Raw genomic sequence first — 16,489 nt, forward strand, 5'->3', positions numbered from 1 at the left:
TTCAATGAAGGGAATTTGTTATGAAAAAAGTTCTGTATGGCATTTTTGCCATATCTGCGCTTGCGGCGAGTTCTGTCTATGCAGCCCCCGTTCAGGTGGGTGAAGCGGCAGGGTCGGCAGCAACGTCGGTGTCGGCGGGTAGTTCCTCGGCATCCAGCGTGAGCACCGTAAGTTCGGCGGTGGGTGTTGCTCTCGCGGCAACCGGCGGCGGTGACGGTTCCAATACCGGGACCACCACCACAACCACCACCAGTACCCAGTAAGATCGGTACATTTAATCCTAACCACACTTCGGTGTGGTTATTTTGCCCCCTCTGGAGAAGAGTCGTGAAGCGACCTGCACTCATACTACTTTGCCTGCTGTTACAGGCATGCTCAGCCACGACAAAGCAACTGGGCAACTCACTGTGGGACAGTCTGTTTGGTACGCCCGGCGTACAGCTAACGGACGATGATATTCAAAACATGCCCTACGCCAGCCAGTACATGCAGCTTAACGGCGGGCCGCAGCTGTTTGTGGTGCTCGCTTTCGCAGAGAACGGGCAGCAGAAATGGGTGACGCAGGATCAGGCCACCCTCGTGACCCAGCATGGTCGTCTGGTGAAGACGCTGCTTGGCGGCGACAACCTTATCGATGTGAATAACCTCGCGGATGATCCACTGAAAAAACCGAATCAGATCGTCGACGGTGCCACCTGGAGCCGCACGATGGGCTGGACCGAATACAAGCAGGTGCGTTATGCCACCGCGCGTTCGGTCTTTACGTGGGCGGGTAACGACACGGTAAAAGTCGGCAGCGAAGAGACCCCGGTTCGTGTGCTGGATGAAGCCGTCACGACCGATCAAGCGCGCTGGCATAACCGTTACTGGGTAGATGATGAAGGGCATATCCGCCAGTCGGAGCAGTATCTGGGGGCGAATTACTTCCCGGTGAAAACCACGCTGATTAAGGCGGCAAAATCATGATGAAACGGACTATTGCGGCGCTGATCTTCAGTCTGAGCGCGACATCTGTTTTTGCTGCGGGAACCGTTAAGGTTTTTAGCGCAGGGAGTGCAGAACCAAAAACACTTACCGGCGCTGAACATCTTATCGATCTGGTGGGACAGCCCAGACTGGCAAACAGTTGGTGGCCCGGCGCAGTGATCGCTGAAGAGAACGCGACGCTGGCGGCGAAGCGTCAGCAGCAGGCGCTGCTGGGGCGTCTGGCCGCGCTAAGCGGCGAAGAGAGCGGGGAGAGTGCCGCCGCTATTAACGCGCTGCGCCAGCAGATTCAGGCGCTGAAGGTAACCGGTCGACAGTCGGTAAATCTCGATCCGGACATTGTACGTGTTAGCGAGCGCGGCAATCCGCCCTTGCAGGGCAACTACACGCTGTGGGTAGGGGGACAGCCGACGGACGTCACGCTCTTTGGCCTGATAAGCCGTCCCGGAAAGCAGCCGTTTATGCCTGGACGCGATGTTGCCAGCTATCTCGAGGAACAACATCGGCTCAGCGGCGCGGATCGCAGCTATGCATGGGTGATTTATCCCGATGGGCGAACGCAGAAAGTACCGGTTGCGTACTGGAATAAGCGTCACGTTGAGCCGATGCCCGGCAGCATCATTTTTGTCGGCCTGGATGACGCTTTCTGGAGCAGCGAACCGGAAGCGCTGAACGTCGACATTCTTCACACCCTGACGCAGCGGATACCCGAATAATGAAAAAAACACATCTGCTTAGCTTACTCGCGCTGGGCATCAGCGCAGCCTGCCATGCCGAAACGTATCCGGCACCGATTGGGCCCTCCCAGTCAGATTTTGGCGGCGTGGGATTATTACAGACCCCAACCGCGCGCATGGCGCGTGAAGGGGAGCTGAGCCTCAACTATCGCGATAACGATCAGTACCGTTACTACTCCGCGTCCGTGCAGCTTTTCCCCTGGCTGGAAACCACGCTGCGGTACACTGACGTGCGGACCAAACCGTACAGTAGCGTCGAGTCGTTCTCCGGCGATCAGACTTACAAAGATAAGGCGTTCGACCTGAAATTGCGGCTGTGGGAAGAGAGCTACTGGGCACCGCAGGTGTCGGTCGGCGCGCGGGATATCGGCGGGACTGGTCTGTTCGATGCGGAGTACATCGTGGCGAATAAAGCCTGGGGACCATTTGATTTCTCGCTTGGCCTCGGTTGGGGCTATCTGGGAACCAGCGGCAACGTCAGCAATCCGCTCTGTTCATACAGCGATAAATATTGCTACCGTGATAACAGCTACAAACAGGCTGGCTCTATTGATGGCAGCCAGATGTTTCACGGTCCGGCGTCGCTGTTTGGCGGTGTTGAGTACCAGACGCCGTGGCAACCGTTGCGACTGAAGCTGGAGTATGAGGGCAACAACTACCAGCAGGACTTTGCGGGGAAGCTGGAACAGAAAAGCAAGTTTAACGTCGGCGCCATTTATCGCGTTACCGATTGGGCCGACGTTAACCTCAGCTACGAACGTGGCAACACCTTTATGTTTGGGGTGACGCTGCGGACCAATTTCAACGATTTGCGACCGTCGTATAACGATAACGCGCGACCAAAATATCAGCCGGAGCCGCAGGACCCAATCCTGCAACACTCGGTGGTGGCGAACCAATTGACGCTGCTGAAATACAACGCCGGACTGGCGGACCCGCAGATTCAGGTGAAGGGCGACACGCTGTACGTGACCGGCGAGCAGGTGAAGTACCGCGACTCGCGTGAAGGGATTGAACGGGCGAATCGGATCGTCATGAACGATCTGCCAGAGGGGATCCGCACGATCCGCGTGACGGAAAATCGCCTCAACCTGCCGCAGGTCACCACCGAAACGGACGTCAGCAGCCTGAAACGCCATCTGGAAGGCGAACCGCTGGGCCAGGAAACGCCGCTGGCACAAAAACGCCTTGAGCCGATAGTGCCGGAAAGTACCGAACAGGGCTGGTATATCGACAAATCGCGCTTTGATTTCCACCTCGATCCAGTGCTGAACCAGTCCGTGGGCGGGCCGGAAAACTTCTACATGTATCAGTTGGGCGTGATGGCGACGGCAGATCTGTGGGTCACCGACCACCTGCTGACCACCGGCAGCCTGTTTGGCAACCTTGCCAATAACTACGATAAATTTAACTACACCAACCCGCCGAACGATTCGAAGCTGCCGCGCGTGCGTACCCATGTACGTGAATATGTGCAAAACGACGTTTACGTGAATAACCTGCAGGCCAATTACTTCCAGTACTTCGGCAACGGTTTTTATGGTCAGGCCTACGGTGGCTATCTTGAAACCATGTACGGCGGGGCGGGGGCGGAAGTGTTGTACCGTCCGGTTGACAGCAACTGGGCGTTTGGCCTGGATGCCAACTACGTGAAGCAGCGTGACTGGCGTAGCGCACAGGACATGATGAAATTCACCGATTACAGCGTGAAGACCGGACACTTGACGGCCTACTGGACGCCATCATTCGCTCAGGACGTACTGGTGAAAGCGAGCGTCGGTCAGTATCTGGCGGGGGATAAGGGCGGCACGCTGGATATCTCTAAACGCTTTGACAGCGGCGTGGTGGTCGGCGGTTACGCCACCCTGACTAACGTCTCTCCGGATGAGTACGGTGAAGGGGATTTCACCAAAGGCGTCTACGTGTCCATTCCGCTGGATCTCTTCTCTTCCGGCCCGACCCGCAGTCGTGCGGCCGTCGGCTGGACGCCGCTGACGCGTGATGGGGGTCAACAGCTCGGACGTAAGTTCCAGTTGTATGACATGACCAGCGATAAAAGCGTGAATTTCCGCTGACAGAATGTGGATTGCCCGGTGGCGCTACGCTTACCGGGCCTACGATGCCTGGCCGGAATTTTTACGTCCTGAATAAAAAACAAACAAAAAATATAGATCTCCGTCACATTTTTGCGTTATACAGGAACCTCACTACTGAGAACGAGGTGCTGTTATGACGTCACTCTCTCGTCCGCGCGTGGAGTTTATCTCCACGATCCTACAGACCGTGTTGAACCTTGGGCTGTTGAGTCTGGGCCTGATCCTGGTCGTATTCCTTGGTAAAGAGACGCTGCATCTGGCAGATGTGCTCTTTGCGCCTGAGCAAGCCAGCAAGTATGAGCTGGTGGAAGGGCTGGTTGTCTACTTTCTCTATTTCGAGTTTATCGCGCTGATTGTGAAGTACTTTCAGTCAGGCTTTCACTTTCCGCTGCGCTATTTCATTTATATCGGGATCACCGCGATCGTTCGGCTGATCATTGTCGATCACAAATCCCCTCTCGATGTGCTGATCTATTCGGCGGCGATCCTGCTGCTGGTGATCACGCTCTGGATGTGTAATTCAAAACGCCTGAAGCGCGAGTAGGCCGGATAAGGCAATGTGTGCCGTGGTTGCCTGATGGCGCTGCGCTTATCAGGCCTACAATGGACTGGAGCACGAGTAAAAAGTGAGTAGGCCGGATAAGGCAACGCCGCCATCCGGCAGACAAAAAAAAGGCGCTCCGTGGAGCGCCGAATTACAGTCACAAGTTGGATAAAACAAGTTGAGGGTGCAGTGGCATTACAGGTACTTCGATGAAACCTAACCTTTGACTCCGCCCGCCGTCAGGCCGTTGACCAGCCAGCGCTGTGCCAGCAGGAAGACCAGGGTGATTGGAATCGCAGACAGCACGGCAGCAGCGGCAAAATCGCCCCACAGGTAATTCTGCGGGTTGAGGTACTGCTGCATCCCGACCGCCAGGGTGTAGCTGTCTACATCACGCAGCAACAGTGAGGCAACCGGTACTTCGGTGATAGCGGCAATGAACGACAGAATGAAGACCACCGCCAGAATCGGCACCGACAGCGGCAACAGCACCAGGCGGAACGCCTGCCACGGGGTTGCGCCATCCAGTGCGGCCGCTTCTTCCAGCGAGCCGTCGATGGTTTCGAAATAGCCCTTGATGGTCCACACATGCAGCGCGATACCGCCAAGATAGGCGAAGATCACCCCGCCGTGGGTGTTCAGACCGATAAACGGAATGTACTGGCCGAGGCGATCAAACAACGCGTACAACGCGACCAGCGACAGGACCGCCGGGAACATCTGGAAAATCAGCATCCCTTTGAGCAGCGTGGCTTTACCGGGAAAACGCATACGGGCAAAGGCGTAGGCACAGGTTGTTGACAGCGCCACGATACCCATCGCGGTGATCCCGGCGATTTTCACCGAGTTCCACAGCCATAACAGCACCGGGAAGGGGGGCGGCGTGACGCGGCCATCAGCATGTTCAACGCTGAAGCCCAGCGCCAGCCGCCAGTGCTCCCAGGAGATTTTTTCCGGGATCAGGCTCCCGGTGGCAAAGTTACCTTCACGCAGCGAAATGGCGATAACCATCAGCAGCGGGAACATGATCGCCGCGATAAATATCAACAGACCGAAGTGCGTGATAAAGAGACGCAGCTTTTGTGATTTGGGTTGGACCATAGCCATTGTCGTTATCTCCCTTAATCAAACTTCATGCGAGTGGCTTTCAGGTTTACGATGGCCAGGGCGCCGACCAGCAGGAAGATCAGCGTAGCGATCGCCGCCGCCAGGCCGAAGTCCTGACCGCCGCCGCCTTCAAAGGCGATGCGGTAGGTGTAGCTCACTAACAGGTCGGTATACCCGGCTGGCGTGGTCGTTCCAAGACGGTCAGGGCCGCCGTTGGTCAACAGTTGAATCAGCACGAAGTTGTTAAAGTTAAAGGCGAAGCTGGCGATCATCAGCGGCGTCAGCGGCTTAATCAACAGCGGGAGCGTAATCTTAAAGAAGTTCTGGAAGGGGCCGGCGCCGTCCATTGCCGATGCCTCGTACAGGTCGTCCGGAATCGCTTTCAGCAGGCCCATGCACAGGATCATCATGTACGGGTAGCCCAGCCAGGTATTGACGATAATAATCATCGAACGTGCAGTGGTTGGGTCGCTGAACCATGCTGGTTTGATGCCAAACAGCGCGCTCAGCATCATGTTAATTTCACCAAAGCTCTGGTTGAACAGGCCTTTGAAAATCAGAATCGAGATAAACGACGGTACGGCGTACGGCAGAATCAGCAGGACGCGGTAAATCGCTTTACCTTTCAGCGACTCCCATTGAACGAGACACGCCAGCACCATCCCGACCGCCACGGTCAGCAGAACGGTGAGCACCGAGAACACCACGGTCCAGACGAAGATAGCGAAGAACGGCTTCTGAATCCCTTCGTCAGTGAAGACGCGGGTAAAGTTATCCCAGCCGATGGTCACGGTGTAGCCCGGACTGAGCTTTTCGTCGCCCCAGTTACCGTCTGCATTGATGGACTGGTAGTAGCCAATGTCGTTATTGGGACGGTATTTCACGCCGCTCTGGTTGTTGGTCAACATGCCGTCATCGGCAAGTGCGTACAGCGGCTGCGTTCCGGAGAACTGACGCAGCGAGCTCATGATCACTTTGCTGTCATCGGGCAGCACAGCGGTAATCTGATTCAGCGCCTGTCGATTCTGGGTGATGATGCGCAGCGTCGCACGCTCACCCTCTGGCAGGGCGTTCGTTTCTTTCAGCGCCAGCTTTTGTTCGCCGCCAAATGTAAAGGCGTCGGAGAGGTAATTCTTACCGGTTTCGCCGTCGGTGAGGGCCAGTTGCCACTCTTCACCTGTCGGATAAAGCCCGAAGTTATAGGTTTTACCCGCCTGATAAGAGCGGTCCATCAGCACCTGTTGGGCGCGTTCGAAAGTGAGCTGGTTGGTGCTGCTGTAGTTGGTAAAGGCGATGGCGATAGTGCAAATCAACGGGAACAGAACGAACAGCCCCATACCCGCCATACCAGGATAAACGTAGCGCCAGGCGTAGGTCTTACGGTTGGCGAAAATGTACAGGCCAGCAGAGCTTAAAATCAGCGTCATGATGGCGAACAGATATTCCCCTTGTGCATACATTAAAACGACAAGGTAACCCACCAGCAGGCCCAGCAGACCGATCGCTGACCATTTCAGCGTGTCACTTTGCCACCAGTGTTTCTTTTTAATGACATCCATGGGGATCTTCCTCTACAACGGTGAAATCTTGTCGTAAATGTGCCTGATGGCGCAGCGCCATCAGGCACATCGACAGCATTACTTGGTGATACGGCCCTGCGCGTCTTTCAGTGCAGCGTCAACCGTCTGGCGACCGCTGGCGGCGTTGATGACCGCCGTACGCACGGCGTACCAGAACGCAGACATCTGCGGGATGTTCGGCATGATTTCGCCTTTCTGGGCGTTATCCATGGTGGCCGCGATGCGCGGGTCTTTCGCTAACTGCTCCTGATAGGATTTCAGCGCTACGGCACCCAGTGGTTTATCCTTGTTCACTTCTTCCAGACCCTGATCGGTCAACAGGTAGTTTTCAAGGAACTCTTTCGCCAGTTCTTTATTCGGGCTGGCGGCGTTAATTCCGGCACTCAGCACGCCCACGAAGGGTTTAGACGGTTTGCCTTTGAAGGTCGGCAGCAGGGTGACGCCGTAGTTCACTTTGCTCTTGTCGATGTTCGACCAGGCCCACGGGCCGTTGATGGTCATCGCCGTATCGCCTTTGTTAAAGGCCGCTTCTGCGATGGAGTAATCGGTATCCGCGTTTATGTGTTTGTTCTTGATGAGGTCAACCAGGAAACCCAGGCCCGCTTTCGCGCCTGCGCTGTCGACGCCCACATCTTTCACATCATACTTGCCGTTTTCAAACTTGAATGCGTAACCGCCATCGGCGGCAATCAGCGGCCAGGTGAAGTACGGTTCTTGCAGGTTGAACATCAGGGCGCTCTTACCTTTCGCCTTCAGCTCTTTATCCAGCGCAGGGATCTCTTCCCAGGTCTTCGGTGGGTTTGGTACCAGGTCTTTGTTGTAAATCAGCGACAGCGCTTCTACCGCAATTGGGTAGGCGATCAGTTTACCGTTGTAACGAACGGCATCCCAGGTGAACGGATAGAGTTTGTCCTGGAACGTTTTTTCCGGGGTGATTTCAGCCAGCAGGCCAGACTGTGCGTAACCGCCAAAACGATCGTGCGCCCAGAAGATGATGTCCGGACCGTCACCGGTTGCCGCGACCTGCGGGAATTTCTCTTCCAGCTTGTCCGGGTGCTCGATGGTCACTTTGATACCGGTGTCTTTCTCGAATTTTTTGCCCACTTCGGCCAGGCCGTTATAGCCTTTATCGCCGTTAATCCAGATAACCAGTTTACCTTCTTCGATTTTGGCCAGAGCCGGTGCGGAAATCATCATTGCTGCGAGGGCGGACAATGCGAAAACGCGTGCGCCAGTCTTGATCTTCATATCTGCCATCCTTTTGGTGATGTGCTCGTGGTATGACTTCAGTGATTCAACGTGACTCAGTCTCCTTATTTGACATCCTCTTTCCATCCTCCTTACCCCTACGCCCCACCCCCTCTTTATGTGATCTCTGTTGCATAAATGTGAGTAATGCGTACTGGCGCACATAAAAACTGACTCATTTTTGCGGGGAGTATCACGAAATTACGCGATATCCCTCGGTCCGGGTCTCAGACTTCCTTCCCTCATCCTCCCGACTCCTCCCCCATGAAAAAGCCGGGGGGTGGAGGATTTACGCACGCGGTGAATCCCGCATAGTCAGGCCATCATGAATGTTGCTGTCAATGACAGGTTGTAACGAAGGGAGAAGGCATGGCGAGCGTACAGCTGCGAAATGTAACGAAAGCCTGGGGTGACGTGGTGGTATCGAAAGATATCAATCTCGACATTCACGAAGGGGAATTCGTGGTGTTTGTTGGACCGTCAGGCTGCGGCAAATCGACCCTGCTCCGTATGATTGCCGGACTTGAAACGATTACCAGCGGAGACCTCTATATAGGGGAAACCCGCATGAACGATATCCCACCCGCAGAGCGTGGCGTCGGTATGGTCTTCCAGTCCTACGCGCTCTACCCCCATTTATCCGTTGCCGAAAATATGTCGTTTGGCCTGAAACTGGCGGGCGCCAAAAAAGAGGTGATGAATCAGCGTGTTAACCAGGTTGCGGAAGTGCTGCAACTGGCGCATCTGCTGGAGCGTAAACCAAAAGCCCTCTCGGGGGGGCAGCGCCAGCGTGTGGCGATTGGTCGTACGCTGGTGGCGGAGCCGCGCGTGTTCCTGCTCGATGAACCTCTTTCTAACCTTGATGCCGCGCTGCGTGTGCAGATGCGTATCGAAATCTCCCGTCTGCATAAACGGCTTGGGCGCACGATGATCTACGTCACCCACGATCAGGTCGAAGCGATGACGCTGGCCGACAAAATCGTGGTGCTGGATGCCGGTCGCGTCGCGCAGATCGGTAAACCGCTGGAACTGTATCACTACCCGGCAGACCGCTTTGTCGCGGGCTTTATTGGTTCGCCGAAGATGAACTTCCTGCCGGTGAAAGTCACCGCGACGGCCATCGACCAGGTACAGGTAGAACTACCGAACCGTCAACACGTCTGGCTGCCGGTCGACAGCCGTGATGTGCAGGTGGGCGTAAACATGTCGTTAGGTATCCGTCCTGAACACCTGCTGCCCAGTGATATCGCCGATGTCACGCTGGAAGGCGAGGTTCAGGTCGTCGAACAGCTTGGTCACGAAACACAGATTCATATCCAGATCCCCGCCATTCGTCAAAACCTGGTCTACCGCCAGAACGACGTGGTGTTGGTAGAAGAGGGCGCCACATTCGCTATTGGCCTGCCGCCAGAACGTTGTCATCTGTTCCGTGAAGATGGCACCGCATGTCGTCGGCTGCATAAAGAGCCAGGCGTTTAAGGTGTCCCATTAAAAAAAAGCGCAAAACCCTACGGTGAAGCGTTCAAAGAAAAGCAATGATCTCAGGAGATAGAATGATGATTACTCTGCGCAAACTCCCCCTGGCGGTTGCCGTCGCAGCAGGCATTATGTCTGTTCAGGCAATGGCAGTGGATTTCCATGGTTATGCTCGTTCCGGTATCGGCTGGACGGGTAGTGGCGGTGAACAACAATGTTTCCAGGCAACAGGCGCTCAAAGTAAATACCGTCTTGGTAACGAATGTGAAACCTATGCGGAACTGAAACTGGGCCAGGAAGTGTGGAAAGAGGGTGATAAGAGCTTCTATTTTGACACCAACGTTGCCTACTCGGTAGCACAGCAGAATGACTGGGAAGCCACTGACCCGGCATTTCGTGAAGCTAACGTACAGGGTAAAAACCTGATCGACTGGCTGCCGGGCTCCACTATCTGGGCGGGTAAGCGTTTCTATCAGCGTCATGACGTTCACATGATCGACTTCTACTACTGGGATATTTCAGGTCCTGGTGCCGGTATCGAAAATATCGATCTGGGCTTCGGCAAACTGTCTCTGGCCGCAACCCGCTCACAGGAAGCGGGCGGTTCTTACATTTTCAGCAGCAACGATATCTATAACCGATATAAAGACACGGCTAACGACGTCTTTGATGTGCGTTTAGCCGGTCTGGAAACCAACCCGGACGGCGTGCTGGAGCTGGGTGTTGACTACGGTCGCGCGAACAAAACCGACGGCTACAGCTATGCCGATGGCGCAACCAAAGACGGCTGGATGTTCACCGCTGAACATACCCAGAGCATGCTGAAAGGCTACAACAAGTTTGTCGTTCAGTACGCGACTGATGCAATGACCACCCAGGGTAAAGGGATCCCACAGGGCTCCTTCACGGGTAATAGCTACAACCCTGATACTGAAATCGGCGTAGTTAATAACGAAATCAACAACAACGGTTCTCTGGTGCGTATCCTCGACCACGGTGCGATCTCCCTGGGCGACCGTTGGGATCTGATGTATGTCGGTATGTATCAGGATATCGACCGTGACGACGACAACGGCACCCGTTGGTGGACCGTGGGTGTACGCCCGATGTTCAAATGGACGCCAATCATGAGCACCCTGATGGAAGTCGGCTACGACAACGTGAAGTCTCAGCGCACTAACGACACCAACAACCAGTACAAAATCACCCTGGCACAACAGTGGCAGGCAGGCGACAGCATCTGGTCTCGCCCGGCTATCCGTGTCTTTGCAACCTATGCGAAGTGGGATGAGAAATGGGGTTACGACAACGGTATCGCCTATAAAGATACCAGCGCGCATACCTTCAGCCGTGGCGACAACGATGAGTGGTCCTTCGGTGCTCAGATGGAAATCTGGTGGTAATCCAGCACTAACCTGACGTAACGAGGGGCGAAAGCCCCTCCCAAACTGCTGCAATGCCCGATGGCGCAAGCTTATCGGGCCTACGGCACCAGTTTGTAGGCCGGATAAGGCGTTAGCCGCCATCCGGCATAATCTGGTTTAGCGCGCTATTGCCTGGCCACCGCTGAACCCACGCTTTCTGAGGTGATAACAATGAAAATGAAGAAAAGTCTCGTCGCCCTTTGTTTATCCGCAGGGTTATTTGCCACTGCGCCGGGCATCAGCCTGGCTGACGTTAATTATGTGCCGCAAAATACCAGCGCTGCGCCGACGATTCCAACGGCTGCACTCCAGCAGTTAACCTGGACGCCGGTTGATCAGTCCAATACGCAAACGACGCAACTTTCGACTGGCGGTCAGCGTCTTGACGTGGCCGGTATTTCCGGTCCGGTTGCCGCCTACAGCGTGCCGGCGAACATTGGTGAGTTAAACATCACGCTCTCCAGCGAAGTGAACAAACAGACCAGCGTATTTGCGCCCAACGTCCTGATTCTCGATCAGAACATGACGCCTTCTGCGTTCTTCCCGAGCAGCTATTTCACCTACCAGGAGCCGGGCGTGATGAGCGCGGATCGTCTGGAAGGGGTTATGCGCCTGACGCCAGCGCTGGGCCAGCAGAAACTTTATGTTCTGGTCTTTACGACGGAGAAAGATCTCCAGCAGACCACCAAACTGCTCGACCCGGCGAAAGCCTATGCCAAAGGGGTGGGTAACTCTGTTCCGGATATTCCGGATCCGATTGCTCGTCATACCACCGACGGCCTGCTGAAGCTGAAAGTGAAAACCAACAGCAGCTCCAGTGTGCTGGTGGGGCCACTGTTTGGTTCTTCTGGTCCTGGCCCGGTGACGGTAGGGAATACTGCCGCCCCTGCGCCGACCTATGCTGCACCTGTTGCCGCGCCGGTGGTGGCACCTGCGCCCGCGAAGAAAAGCGAGCCGATGTTGAACGACACCGAAAGCTACTTTAACAAAGCGATTAAAGATGCCGTCGCCAAAGGCGACGTTGATAAAGCGCTGAAACTGCTTGATGAAGCTGAACGTCTGGGATCGACATCTGCCCGTTCCACCTTTATCAGCAGTGTAAAAGGCAAGGGGTAAGGTTCTCCCCACATTGCTGATTTGCAACAACTGGTGCGTCATCTGGCGCACCTTTTTTTTAGCATTTCCTGCGACTTGTTACGTTTCTGTTGCGCAACAGATCACTTAATTATGTTTCCATCTCCCGTAAGCTCTTTTCTGCGATACAATGCCTTTCAGTTATGAAACGGAGAGTCAGGCATGTCACACCCCGCGTTAACGCAACTGCGTGCGCTGCGCTATTTTGAAGAGATCCCCGCCCTGGACCCAGAACAGCTCGACTGGCTGCTACTGGAAGATTCCATGACAATACGTTTTGAGCAGCAGGGGAAACGGGTCACTGTGACACTGATCAGGGAAGGATTTGTGGGTCAAAATGAGGTGGTGGAAGAGCTAACCCGACTGCCAAAAGAACCCCGCTACTGGCTGCGTGAAATCCTGTTATGTGCCGATGATGAACCCTGGTTGGCCGGACGAACCGTGGTGCCTGAATCCACGCTGTCTGGCCCCGAACTGGCCTTACAAAATTTGGGCAAGACTCCGCTGGGGCGTTATCTGTTTACATCATCGACATTGACCCGAGATTTTATTGAAATTGGTTGTGATGCCGGGCTGTGGGGACGCCGTTCCCGACTGCGACTGAGCGGTAAGCCGCTGATGTTGACCGAACTGTTTTTACCTGCATCACCGTTGTACTAAGAGGAAAATAAAATGGAGTGGAGTCTGACGCAGAATAAGCTGCTGGCGTTTCACCGCTTAATGCGTACGGATAAGCCCATCGGCGCCTTACTGCTGCTCTGGCCGACGCTGTGGGCGCTCTGGGTGGCGACCCCTGGCGTCCCTCAATGGTGGATCCTGGCGGTGTTTGTCGCCGGGGTTTGGCTGATGCGTGCCGCCGGATGCGTGGTTAATGACTATGCCGATCGGAAATTCGACGGGCACGTTAAACGCACGGCGAACCGCCCGTTGCCCAGCGGCGCGGTGACGGAGAAAGAGGCCAGGACGCTGTTTGTCGTGCTGGTGGTACTCTCTTTCCTGTTGGTGCTGACGCTCAATACCATGACCATTCTGCTGTCGATTGCAGCGCTGGCGCTGGCGTGGGTCTATCCATTTATGAAGCGTTATACCCACCTGCCGCAGGTCGTGCTGGGGGCCGCATTTGGCTGGTCGATTCCGATGGCCTTCGCGGCGGTGAGTGAATCGGTACCGTTGAGCTGCTGGCTGATGTTCCTGGCCAACATTCTGTGGGCGGTGGCCTACGATACGCAGTATGCGATGGTGGACCGCGATGACGATCTGAAAATCGGTATCAAATCAACCGCCATTCTGTTTGGCGAACATGACAAGCTGATCATCGGTATCTTGCAGGTGGCGGTGCTGGCGCTGATGGCGCTAATTGGTTGGCTGAACGGGCTGGGCCTGGGCTATTACTGGTCGGTACTGGTCGCAGGCGCGCTGTTTGCCTGGCAGCAGAAGCTGATTGCCAACCGCGAACGCGAAGCATGCTTTAAAGCGTTCATGAACAATAACTACGTGGGACTGGTATTGTTTATCGGTCTGGCGATGAGTTACTGGCACTTATAAAACATCTTGCCCGATGGCGCTGCGCTTATCGGGCCTACCAAACCGTAAGCCGATGTAGGCCGGATCAGGCGGAACGCCGCCATCCGGCAATCTGACATAAAAAAAGCCGGTCATCTCGACCGGCTTTTTCTTTACTCGCTCTGCGTTGCGCTCTCGATGGTGAGACGTACATCCGACGTGATGAGTTCCGCCAACATCTGATATACCTTCATCGTTTCGCCCGGTTCCGCGTCGCCGGTATCGCTGATGTACCCCTCGTCACGCAGGGTCAGCACCAGTGAACTGAATACCGCCTTGTCGAAAAATTCCGGCGCATTGATACCGTGCAGCACGGACAGACGCTGCGCCACGGTGCGGCTCTCTTTTTCCAGCGTGCCGCGGTTGATCGACGGGTTGGCGCTCAGAAGCCAGAAGGTGATGGCATAGCGTTGCAGCGTTTCGCGCGCACCTGCCGCCAACAGTTGCAGCGTGCGGGAGTGGGCCGGATTGATATGCAGCTCGTCATTCTGCAGTGTAATCAGCCCCTGGCGCTGCATCTCTGCCGTCAGCGCGTCAATCACGCCAGCCAGTTCATCGCGCTCCCAGCGCAGGAACAGTTCGGCTTTTAACATCGGGTAGAGCACGTCAACGTGTTGCAGCAGTGCTTCACGGGAAATATGACGATGCTGGGTCACGATCGCGGCCATCAGTGAAGGTAGCACCAGCATATGCGCGATGTTATTGCGATAGTAGGTCATCAGCACCGCCTGCTCGCGCGGCAGAATGATGATATCGCCAATGGTATCTTTCTCGACTTCGAACTTGTTCATCTGCAACGCGTGATCGATAAGATCGCTCGCGCTGACCGATGGCACAGTCGAATCAGAGGAATACGGCACATTGCGCATCAGATCCAGATAACAGTTGAGCTGCTCGGTCAGTTGCTCGCGGGTCAGCGAACGCTGACGGGAAGCTAACAGCGCGGTGCAGCACAGGTTCATCGCGTTAGCCGCACCCGCGTTGTTAATACGCACCATCAGCTCTGCCGCAATCCCGTTCACTGTCGGCGTCAGCCAGGCCGGACGCACGGCTTCGATAGGATCAATCGACTCGCGCCACTCCGGCACGTGGTGATTCAGGTACGTCATCAACGGCATTGGCTCGCCAAAGTTCACGTAGCCCTGACCGAGATTACGCAGCTTGCTCAAGCCACGCAGCATCTGCGGCAGACTCTCTTTCTCTTTGGTTGCCCCGCGCAGCTCTTTGGCATAGGTCCCCACTTCCATCACATGTTCGTAACCGATGTAAATCGGCACCAGGGTGATCGGACGGGTGCCACCGCGCAGCATCGCCTGAATAGTCATTGATAGCGTGCCGGTTTTCGGATCCAGCAGACGACCCGTACGGGAACGACCGCCTTCGACAAAGTATTCAACCGAGTAGCCGCGGCTGAACAGTTCGCCCAGATACTCACGGAAGACGGTGGAATAGAGCTTATTGCCCTTAAAGGTACGGCGAATAAAGAACGCGCCCAGGCGGCGGAAGATCGGGCCTGCTGGCCAAAAGTTCAGGTTGATACCCGCGGCAATATGCGGTGGCACCAGCCCCTGGTGATAGAGCACGTAGGAGAGCAGCAGATAGTCCATGTGGCTGCGGTGGCAGGGAACATAGACAATTTCGTGCCCGTCGTGCGCCAGTTGGCGAACGCGCTCGGCGTTATGAACGTTGATCCCCTGATAGAGCCGGTTCCAGGTGAAACCCAGGATGCGGTCGGTCAGGCGAATCATTTCGTATGAGAAGTTGGCGGCGATCTCTTCCATCAGCGCAATCGCGTTTTGCTGTGCCTTTTCATGGGAGATTTTCTTGCTGCGCGCTTCATCTTCGACCGCGCGGGCAATCGCTTTGGACGCCAACAGTTTGTTGAAGAGATCCTGACGTGCAGGCAGGCGCGGTCCCACAGCGGCAAGACGCTGACGGGCGAAGTGCATACGCGCCACGCGTGCCAGTTTCTGCGCAATGATTTTATCCGTGCCGTGCTCATCGGCCATTCGGCGCAGGGACACGGAAGGTGAGAAACGGACAAAGCTGTCGCGCCCCAGCCAGGAGACGGCAAAGAATTTCTGGATGCCGTTAAGCATGCGCAGTGGCGGGTTAACCTCACCCTTCTCACGGCCCGGCGAGCGTCCAAACATCACCGACACTGGCACCATTTGCACATCCAGGTCTGGATTGCTGCGATGCAGGTCGAGATAGTTATGGAACAGCTTGATGGACTCTTCTTTCGGTGTGTAATAGGTGAATACCCGCGGTCCGCCGTGAATGAATACATAGCGTGGCAACTGGGTGCCATCGATCTCCAGCGGCACTAACGGGTCGGGGAGATCGTGCGCCAGACATTGCGCGCGCAGCGTCAGCAAGTCCGCTTTGGAGTTGTACGGTAAAACGTACATAATTGGACGAGAGGTATTGAGTCCCAATTCCGGGGCAGGATCTGCCGGAATAGACTTGCTTTTTACCAGTACACTTAATGGTAAATTCAGGATTTTGTAGTAAATTCGTGGCCAGCCGGACATAAACGATGTAAAGCCTCTGGTTAATAATGCAATTGCGTTGCAAGGATATCAGAAAGTCATGT

At 55.3% G+C, this 16,489-nt stretch carries 14 protein-coding genes; 10 read left to right on the forward strand and 4 right to left on the reverse strand.

Annotation, left to right across the window (positions count from 1 at the left end; genetic code table 11):
• Window positions 1-20: 20 nt before the first annotated feature.
• The 5 genes from yjbE (at window position 21) to psiE (ending at window position 4,361) form a co-directional block, all read left to right on the forward strand.
• Window positions 21-263 carry an exopolysaccharide production protein YjbE gene (gene yjbE, locus I6L53_RS01465; protein ID WP_042321038.1) on the forward strand — a complete coding sequence of 81 codons (243 nt, stop codon included), beginning with the start codon at window positions 21-23 and terminating at the stop codon, window positions 261-263.
• A 64-nt stretch (window positions 264-327) separates the two neighbouring features.
• Window positions 328-966 (forward strand): YjbF family lipoprotein, encoded by a 639-nt coding sequence (locus tag I6L53_RS01470; RefSeq protein ID WP_042321039.1) that lies wholly within the window; start codon window positions 328-330, stop codon window positions 964-966.
• Window positions 963-1,700, forward strand: coding sequence for a capsule biosynthesis GfcC family protein (locus tag I6L53_RS01475; RefSeq protein ID WP_042321042.1), 738 nt, complete (start codon window positions 963-965; stop codon window positions 1,698-1,700). Before I6L53_RS01470 ends, I6L53_RS01475 begins: the two co-directional genes overlap by 4 nt.
• Window positions 1,700-3,796, forward strand: coding sequence for a YjbH domain-containing protein (locus tag I6L53_RS01480; protein ID WP_042321044.1), 2,097 nt, complete (start codon window positions 1,700-1,702; stop codon window positions 3,794-3,796). The genes I6L53_RS01475 and I6L53_RS01480 overlap by 1 nt, the downstream gene beginning before the upstream one ends.
• 154 nt (window positions 3,797-3,950) lie before the next feature.
• On the forward strand, window positions 3,951-4,361 hold the full coding sequence (gene psiE, locus I6L53_RS01485; protein ID WP_042321046.1) for a phosphate-starvation-inducible protein PsiE: 411 nt from the start codon (window positions 3,951-3,953) through the stop codon (window positions 4,359-4,361).
• Between the two features lie 216 nt (window positions 4,362-4,577).
• On the opposite strand, the gene malG is transcribed toward psiE, so the two are convergent.
• From malG to malE, 3 genes are all read right to left on the reverse strand, one after another.
• Window positions 4,578-5,468, reverse strand: coding sequence for a maltose ABC transporter permease MalG (gene malG, locus I6L53_RS01490; RefSeq protein ID WP_042321050.1), 891 nt, complete (start codon window positions 5,466-5,468; stop codon window positions 4,578-4,580).
• Between the two features lie 14 nt (window positions 5,469-5,482).
• Window positions 5,483-7,027, reverse strand: coding sequence for a maltose ABC transporter permease MalF (gene malF / locus I6L53_RS01495; protein ID WP_042321051.1), 1,545 nt, complete (start codon window positions 7,025-7,027; stop codon window positions 5,483-5,485).
• 78 nt (window positions 7,028-7,105) lie between these two features.
• Window positions 7,106-8,296: a maltose/maltodextrin ABC transporter substrate-binding protein MalE gene (malE, locus tag I6L53_RS01500; protein WP_042321054.1), complete on the reverse strand. Its 1,191-nt coding sequence runs from the start codon at window positions 8,294-8,296 to the stop codon at window positions 7,106-7,108.
• A gap of 369 nt (window positions 8,297-8,665) precedes the next feature.
• Between malE and malK the strand changes: the two genes are divergently transcribed.
• The 5 genes from malK (at window position 8,666) to ubiA (ending at window position 13,875) form a co-directional block, all read left to right on the forward strand.
• Window positions 8,666-9,775: a maltose/maltodextrin ABC transporter ATP-binding protein MalK gene (malK, locus tag I6L53_RS01505; RefSeq protein ID WP_042321056.1), complete on the forward strand. Its 1,110-nt coding sequence runs from the start codon at window positions 8,666-8,668 to the stop codon at window positions 9,773-9,775.
• Window positions 9,776-9,849: 74 nt separating this feature from the next.
• Window positions 9,850-11,175: a maltoporin gene (locus I6L53_RS01510; RefSeq protein ID WP_042321059.1), complete on the forward strand. Its 1,326-nt coding sequence runs from the start codon at window positions 9,850-9,852 to the stop codon at window positions 11,173-11,175.
• Between the two features lie 192 nt (window positions 11,176-11,367).
• Window positions 11,368-12,312, forward strand: coding sequence for a maltose operon protein MalM (gene malM / locus I6L53_RS01515; RefSeq protein WP_042321062.1), 945 nt, complete (start codon window positions 11,368-11,370; stop codon window positions 12,310-12,312).
• A 180-nt stretch (window positions 12,313-12,492) separates the two neighbouring features.
• Entirely contained in the window at window positions 12,493-12,990 is a 498-nt protein-coding gene (ubiC, locus tag I6L53_RS01520) for a chorismate lyase (protein WP_042321063.1), read from the forward strand.
• Between the two features lie 12 nt (window positions 12,991-13,002).
• Entirely contained in the window at window positions 13,003-13,875 is an 873-nt protein-coding gene (ubiA, locus tag I6L53_RS01525; protein WP_042321065.1) for a 4-hydroxybenzoate octaprenyltransferase, read from the forward strand.
• Between the two features lie 131 nt (window positions 13,876-14,006).
• On the opposite strand, the gene plsB is transcribed toward ubiA, so the two are convergent.
• Window positions 14,007-16,427, reverse strand: a complete 2,421-nt coding sequence (gene plsB / locus I6L53_RS01530; RefSeq protein WP_217124959.1) for a glycerol-3-phosphate 1-O-acyltransferase PlsB — start codon at window positions 16,425-16,427, stop codon at window positions 14,007-14,009.
• Window positions 16,428-16,489: the final 62 nt, after the last annotated feature.

It is taken from the genome of Citrobacter farmeri, from assembly GCF_019048065.1.
Lineage (GTDB): Bacteria > Pseudomonadota > Gammaproteobacteria > Enterobacterales > Enterobacteriaceae > Citrobacter_A > Citrobacter_A farmeri.